The organism is Phyllobacterium trifolii, from assembly GCF_014192095.1.
Taxonomy (GTDB): Bacteria; Pseudomonadota; Alphaproteobacteria; order Rhizobiales; family Rhizobiaceae; genus Phyllobacterium; species Phyllobacterium trifolii.
In genome coordinates, this window is the sequence record NZ_JACHXN010000008.1 from 248,272 (window position 1) to 255,164 (window position 6,893).

Annotated in this window: 5 protein-coding genes and 2 pseudogenes; 2 read left to right on the forward strand and 5 right to left on the reverse strand. The window is 54.2% G+C overall.

All coding sequences use genetic code 11. The features are described 5' to 3' along the window. Positions 1-196 precede the first annotated feature (196 nt). A pseudogene (gene parS / locus FHS21_RS14650) lies at positions 197-496 on the forward strand (type II RES/Xre toxin-antitoxin system antitoxin); the annotation flags it as partial. Positions 497-701: 205 nt separating this feature from the next. Here the strand turns inward: parS and FHS21_RS14655 are convergent. From FHS21_RS14655 to FHS21_RS14675, 5 genes and pseudogenes are all read right to left on the reverse strand, one after another. Further along, positions 702-1,451 (reverse strand): sulfotransferase family 2 domain-containing protein, encoded by a 750-nt coding sequence (locus tag FHS21_RS14655; protein WP_162701889.1) that lies wholly within the window; start codon positions 1,449-1,451, stop codon positions 702-704. 237 nt (positions 1,452-1,688) lie between these two features. Then, positions 1,689-2,729 carry an HlyD family secretion protein gene (locus FHS21_RS14660; protein WP_112528795.1) on the reverse strand — a complete coding sequence of 347 codons (1,041 nt, stop codon included), beginning with the start codon at positions 2,727-2,729 and terminating at the stop codon, positions 1,689-1,691. Positions 2,730-2,735: 6 nt separating this feature from the next. After that, on the reverse strand, positions 2,736-4,253 hold the full coding sequence (locus FHS21_RS14665; RefSeq protein WP_376772114.1) for an MFS transporter: 1,518 nt from the start codon (positions 4,251-4,253) through the stop codon (positions 2,736-2,738). A gap of 603 nt (positions 4,254-4,856) precedes the next feature. Beyond that, complete coding sequence (locus tag FHS21_RS14670) at positions 4,857-5,873, reverse strand: Lnb N-terminal periplasmic domain-containing protein (protein WP_183662397.1); 1,017 nt, start codon at positions 5,871-5,873, stop codon at positions 4,857-4,859. 104 nt (positions 5,874-5,977) lie between these two features. Then, positions 5,978-6,163, reverse strand: a pseudogene (locus tag FHS21_RS14675) (transporter); the annotation flags it as partial. A gap of 276 nt (positions 6,164-6,439) precedes the next feature. Between FHS21_RS14675 and FHS21_RS14680 the strand changes: the two are divergent. Then, positions 6,440-6,709 (forward strand): hypothetical protein, encoded by a 270-nt coding sequence (locus tag FHS21_RS14680; protein WP_112532657.1) that lies wholly within the window; start codon positions 6,440-6,442, stop codon positions 6,707-6,709. The last annotated feature ends 184 nt before the right edge of the window (positions 6,710-6,893 follow it).

A 6,893-nucleotide genomic window follows, 5' to 3' on the forward strand; every position in this document is an offset into this window, starting at 1 on the left:
CTGCGTCAGGATCACGGTACCACGGATCAACAGCTCCTTCCTGCTCGCCTAACGACTATAAGTGATGAATTTCTTCCACGGAAGCCTTAACCCGCACCATTGATATCGTAACTGTCTAATGCTGATACACACCCGATCCGGTACTTTGACGACGAGATGAGCGGACCGACCCTCCTGCTACGGTTAGTAGTAGTGCATCGACAAAACAGTCTTTTTGGAAAAGGCGGTCGGAATGAGTTTGCGGACGTTTCAGCGGCGCAAAGAGTCCGCTTCGAAACCACTGAACAAAGGGCAGAGCGGTCGCGCATGGAAATTCGCTATAATCCTTTCCGAAGCGACGGAGATTTTCGGGTCGCAGGCCGAAGCGGAAAATTGGATGGCAAACCCAGCGTCTGGTTTAAATCAGCCCCGCCCCATGGACTTGGTCGCAACTGCAGCTGGCGTTGAGATCGTCGAAGAATTCCTCGAGCGACTTGAGTATGGTGTGTACACTTAACGTGACCATGTGGAGAAGATGGCAATCCATCAGAAGCGCTCCATGACTAGAAATGACGGGTCAGACCGAAGTAGATCGTGGTGGCCCTCATCAATGCGGGAAGCCCATACCTTCCGTCTGAGTCCTGCGGCTGCCGGCATCGACAACTGCAAGAATTCCCATCGTCCGCATCTTTCAGCAAAAGATGATTCCGAACTGAGCTTCTTCAATCATCAAAGCGATAGCCGAAGTGATCAATTTCCCGTTCGCAACATCGACGCACGACATTGCGTGTCTCAGCATCATAGAATTCGCGGAAATCATACTTCTGAGCCACCTTGGCAGAACCGAGCTTCGGATTAGGGATATTGAGCTGATCACACAATGAATTGAAATCTGTTGAAAGGGTCTCGTAGCGCCCTACGAAATCAACCGCCACGGTATCACCGATGGTGTAAATCGGCCACGAATCAACAAGATGATGCCAAGCCGCAAACGAACCCACCCCCTCAACCATGTTCCGTACAAAAACAGAAAATGGCTCGCGGGTCGCTGGGGACTTCCGTGTCAGGTAAACGTACATCGAAACCATTTTTTTGTAGGGATTGCGGATGAATGTGAACTTATAGTGTTTCCCCCAAGCATTCTCATCGAACGATCGAACTTGTTCCGCGCTCGGATGGTCGACGATGGGACCGAAATGCCTATGATATCGTTTAGTCTGCAAGCAAAGTGCACGCTTCGACCATTTTGGGTTTATTGCCAGCGCCGCGGGTATGCTTGAAAGACGTTGAGACCGTAGAGCATCGAGACGCGCCCTCAAATTCGGGACAACGCCGATTTCCGCGCGCTCTTTGTCCGAGCCCAACATAATGTCGAACGGTCCAAGAAACGGGACAAGAGCCATTTTAATCGAACTGCCTGCCGTCTTTGGGCAATGAAGAAAGGTGAACTTGTGTCGATATGAGATAATCACGGCGCTTTTCCCCACGAGCAAAAATCTATAATTCTCCGAATCGTAGACGATGCCCCTGCTCCGCTCAGAGACCTCCAACACAATCGCCAACTTCTCAGACGCAAAAGTTCGGGATTAGGTAGCAACGACCACAATATAGTCATATGTTATTGATTCTACATGAAAATCCTCTCTTGCCTGACGCCGCTGCTGACGGCAAATTGAGAAGGAATTCTAAATGCGAGGTCTGAATTTGCTTTAGTTTTCCTTAGGTTCGGTTCTGACCACCACTGACATTCCTGGCACCAGCTGCTTAGCGAGTTCCTGGTCGGAGTCGATTGCAATACGGACTGAAATGCGCTGTGCGACCTTGGTGAAATTGCCGGTAGCGTTGTCTGGCCTGATTATGCTGAATTCGGACCCTGCCGCTGGTGCAAAGGCCTCGACATGCCCCGTCATTCGCCTGCGGTCTAGAGCGTCGACGGTGAAACTAACGGGTTGGCCGAGCGTAATGTTGGTCAGTTGGGTTTCCTTGAAGTTGGCGATCACCCATACGTCCGGCGGAACGATCGCCATCAGCTGCGTTCCGGCGGTAACATATTGACCGAGCTTCACACCAACTTCACCAAGTGTGCCATCGCGCGGAGCAAGAATTCTCGTATTGGCAAGATCGATCTCGGCCAGCTTCACCGCCGCTTCTGCACCTGCGACCGCCGCCTCCAATGATCCGCGGCTGACTTTGATTGTCTCAAGATCCTGCCGCGACACTTCGAGGGCGGCCTTGGCTTGCAATTCCAGGGACTGTGCCTGTTGCTTGGCGCTTTCGCTCTGATCGGCATCGCTCTTGCTCATGACGCCCCGGCGCGCCAAGGGGTCGATTCTCGCCCAATCGGCCTGGGCCTGATGTGAGACGGCGGTAGCGCTGTCAAGCTGCGCCTGGCTTGAGGCGATGCGCGCTTCGGCCGCTCGTTGTTGCTGGGCCGAATTGTCCAGCGCAGCCTGTTCACTTGCCAGTGTCGCTTTGGCCTGATCGAGTTTCTGGGCAAAAATCCGATCGTCGATCCGTGCCAGAAGCTGCCCTTCCTTGACCTGGTGGTAGTCCTGGACCGCCACCTCGACGATATAACCGCTGAGCTGCGGACTGATCAGGGTGACGTAGCCTCTGACATAGGCATTTTCCGTCGTCTCGACATTGCTGCGAAATGGCGGTAATCGCCAGGCATAGAGAACAATGACCAGGCCTGAGATACCGACGGCGATTGCGATCAACGTTGCGAAATGGCGGCGATAACTGGACATACACCCTCAACTTATTGGAACGGTTGCTGGGGAATGTCGGCGAGCGAGAAGCGCTCGGGTAGACGTATCTGCTAAAAGCATGACAAGAGCACCAAACGATATTCCGGCAATTAGCAGGAAAGCGTCGTTAAAGGCGAGGATATTTGCTTGGCGCGTGATCTGTTGGGACAACAACGCGATTCCTTCGGCTTTGAGCAAGGCCTTGTCGGCAATCATCCCACCATATGCGTCGGCCAGTTTCGATGCGCGCTCGGTCACCATGGGATCGAAGGGAACGATCCTTTCAGCCAATATGTTTGAGTGAAACTTCTCGCGGATCGTAATGAACGAGCCGAAAACAGCCTGGCCGAGGAGCCCGCCCAGGCTCTGCGTCGACAGGAAGACGATGATGAAGCTCAGTATGTAGTTGGGTCCGCGCTTCAGCGCCGCAGTCAATCCGATCGACATGGCCGGCGGCAAGAACAGGGCGGTTGCCGCCGCGATCAGCGCTTGGCTGACATACATTTCCGGAGGGCGGGTAAGATAGGTCGCTTGGCTGTCCATATAGGATCCTATGATCAGAAAAATCAGCGCGACGGCGTGAATTGCAGGAACGCGTTCCGGCGTCATGACTGCGGCGCACGACAATCCTGCAGCAATCATTGATACCATCATGACGACATAGAGCTTCCACAGTTGGTCGTTCATCAGGCCGAGATTCTGGAAAAAGCTTGTGGCGATGGTCGACTGCTCGGAGACGGCCAGCCGAAAGAGAAGGATCGTTCCGGCAAGATGCACGATCTCCTTGCTGGCGATCCATCGTATGTCGAGGAGGGGTCTTTCGCGATTGAGTTCAATCACCACGGCTATAGTTATCGTCACAATGGCGATCGCGAGCAGAACTCCAAGCCAGGCTGCTTCCCTCCACCAGTAGAGGCGGCCCGTGACCAGAACGACGGCCGTACACCCAAAACCAATGGCGATCAGCACGTAGCTCACAACGTCCATCTTTTCGATCACCTTGGCACGCGCAATGGGCGTCAGCGGAAGGAGGTAGATCACTCCAAACGAGACGAGCGCTAACGACACTTCGAACATGTAGAGACCTTGCCACTGGCCGATATCGAGCAAGGTAGGTGACAGCAGGCGCGCCATCGGAGCGGCAAGCGAGATATTGGTGAGCACCAGGCAAACCCCGATCGTCCGTTTTCGAGATGGCGGAAATGCCTCCAGCATATAGAGAAAGGCAAGGCTCGACAGCGGAGCAGCCGCAATGCCGCTGACAAAACGAATGATGATCGCGGATTGCAGATCAATGACAAAAAGATGCAACAGCGAAACCAATACAAATATGGCGATGCTCAGTTCGGCGAAATTCCGGAGACCGTATTGGTTCCGGATCTTGATCAGTGCAACCGAAAGGCTGACGTTGGGAGCCATATACGCAGCGATCAGCCAAGTCGCTTCGACATTTGTGGCACCAAGATAGCCTTGAATTTGCGGGATATTGGTCGCGACCAAATTCATGCCGAGTCCTTGTGTCATCGACAAAAGAGTTGATGCAGCGATATAGGCGGCAGATCGGAGCGCATTGATAGGTGGGTCGGCGACTGGCGATGCATCGGTGATGGTCTGCACCTTCGCCCGATTTATGTTGTTTGGGGTGTATCCGACAAACTCCGCCTCGGGGATCATGAAGTAACCCTCTCGATACGATGACATTATTTTCGGGCAAGTCTAAAGCACCTGTGCGCGTCTTCAACGTCTGTTCCCGCAAGAAGAGTGACTGAAGAGAGTGCTGACTACCGCCGCATTGCGCAAATCCTCCCCGTTTAGGAATTGCAATGTGACTGAAGACCCAGTTAGGTAACAGTACGTTACGGTTACAGGTAGTAGCTGCAACAGCAGGGCTTCGCGGTGGTAGCCCCAATAAACTCGATTTCACTACAACCAGGCCACATTTGCTCCTGATTAACTGTGGATCTGCGCATCACTCATGGATCGCAACTGGGCGGCGACGGGCTGCCAATTGGCATGCATCGACAGGGAGGCCACGAACACCCCCAGGCACACGCGTTGCATGCTCTGTTGCGGTATTCGAACCCGCCAGCAAGGGGGGCGTTGCGAATTTCCATTGTGCTATCGGTCTCATTGTTTTTGCGGTGCAGATGGAGATGGCACATCCAGCCTGATGAGCCGGGAGAAGTCCGGCCTGAGACCTGCTGCCTTGGCCCGCTCGGCAATATGGGAGCGTTGCCGCAAATCCGCGAGCGGCAGACTGGTGTCGAGCGCGCCGCGCTCATAAGCGTATTCTGGAAGATAGCCATTGACGATCAGTCGCCAGTCGAATGGAACCACATCACCGACGGCCCGCATCATCTTGACGATGGTCGTCGTGCAGTTGGTCGTGATTGAATTGTAGAATTCCGGCGTCGTGGAAAGTGCATTGGCATCCTGAACATACTCAAGCAACAACCCGCGGGCGGCCTCCGGCGACGCTCTGAGGCGATAGATCTGGACATCTTCGCCGCGAAAGTTCGATCTCACCCCGACCACATCGCGCTCATCCGACGCTACAATCACCAGCGGATCGCTCTTGAAGAGATCGGCAACAGGCGAAAACGCGCCCCCGACGCGACGCCTCACCTCCACCGACCAGGCGATATAGTCGCCGCCCTTGAAGCCGAAGCTTAGAATAACATGGGCGATGTTGGGATTTCCCCATTGTGACAAGAAGAGGTCAGCCGTCCGAAGCTGGCTCAGATCATAGGTCCGCGTCACCCAGCGTTCGGTGAAATCCGTTTTGCTGCGCCATTCGAAGTCGCGGACGTTGTTCAGCGTCAAGACATCGCCGTTACGCGTCCCCGTCACCTGACGCGCCACCTCCGGTGCCCAGTCCGCATGTTCCCGCGGCTTGATCGTGCTCCACCACGTCAGCAGCAAGACAAAACACAATAGAAACAGGAGCAGCAACCAGTTCCTGAGCCTCGTGAAGATAGTGACTATAGTTGCAAGGCCAAAAACACCATACAAGAAAGCAGTCGCAACTCTTGCCGATGGACGCACGGGTAGGTGGTACCAAAGTGCTCCCACAGCCCATGCCGTGGCAACAAGGATGATTGAAGCCAGAACGCCGGCAACCAGCAAACGCCCTATAAGTCGCATTGCCCGCTACTTGATCCTATCGAGTTGCTTGTCCATGGCTTTGCCAACAGGCACACAGCTCCCCCGGCTGAATGCGCCATGATCAAAGTGTCGGATCCAAAATAGCGGTCGCCGTTGTAGGGGCCGTAACCGCTGTCGTAGTTGCCCTGGAATGGCACGCTGATCAGCGACGCAATGGGATTAGACAGCTTCTTGGCAAGGTCTTCGCTTGAGTCCTGTGCCCAAGCGGCACGATTCGTCCCTAGCAGCGAGAGCGCAGTGACCGGGATCGAGAGCCAGTTCCTGACCATATCCATGTTCGATTTCCCCCACTATATTGTACCACTGCGGGACGGTGCGCGCCACCGGCGCTCAATGAGTGACCTGGTGCTGTTGCGGTGCCAACCAACCCGCTTGACATGATTGCATCGTACCGACGGCCGTAAGTGAGTAGGCCGGGAATATATTACGCGACCTTTGGGTGTCAGTCCTGGCGCAAGGCAAACAATTTATCGTACGCGGTCAGTATCTACTAATGTATTGGCAAAGCAGAAACAAAAATCATCGTTCGAAAGTGGAGATCCCGGATGGAGATTGATTTAGGCGAAGTGCTTGATCCATTTCGCAGGCACGTCATCGACATCAAAGATGCACTTGCTCATGCTCGTTATCGCTACGATGGGCTCGATTTGATTTTGGAGACGGTCTCGGACCCCAAGGTACGCGGTGCCTCACAGGAAATCTTTGCCCTGGCGGGTGAAAAGATGAATGTCGTCGACGATATGCTAGACGAACTCTATCGGCAGCTTTCTGACGTCGATCGTATGCTAGAAGCTTACGCGTCAAAACGAGAGTGACGGCGACGACATTAATCCGTCGATGTTAGCCGCCAACATAGGGCAACACTGTTCAGATTTCTGATGCTCCTCAATGACCGCTTTGGGCCGATATCGTTGAAAAACTCGGAGTTTGAGCATCCTCGACGCTCTGCGCGAGGTTTTTCAGGACGTTTGCAAGGCGGCCCTGACTCTGACGCGGCTG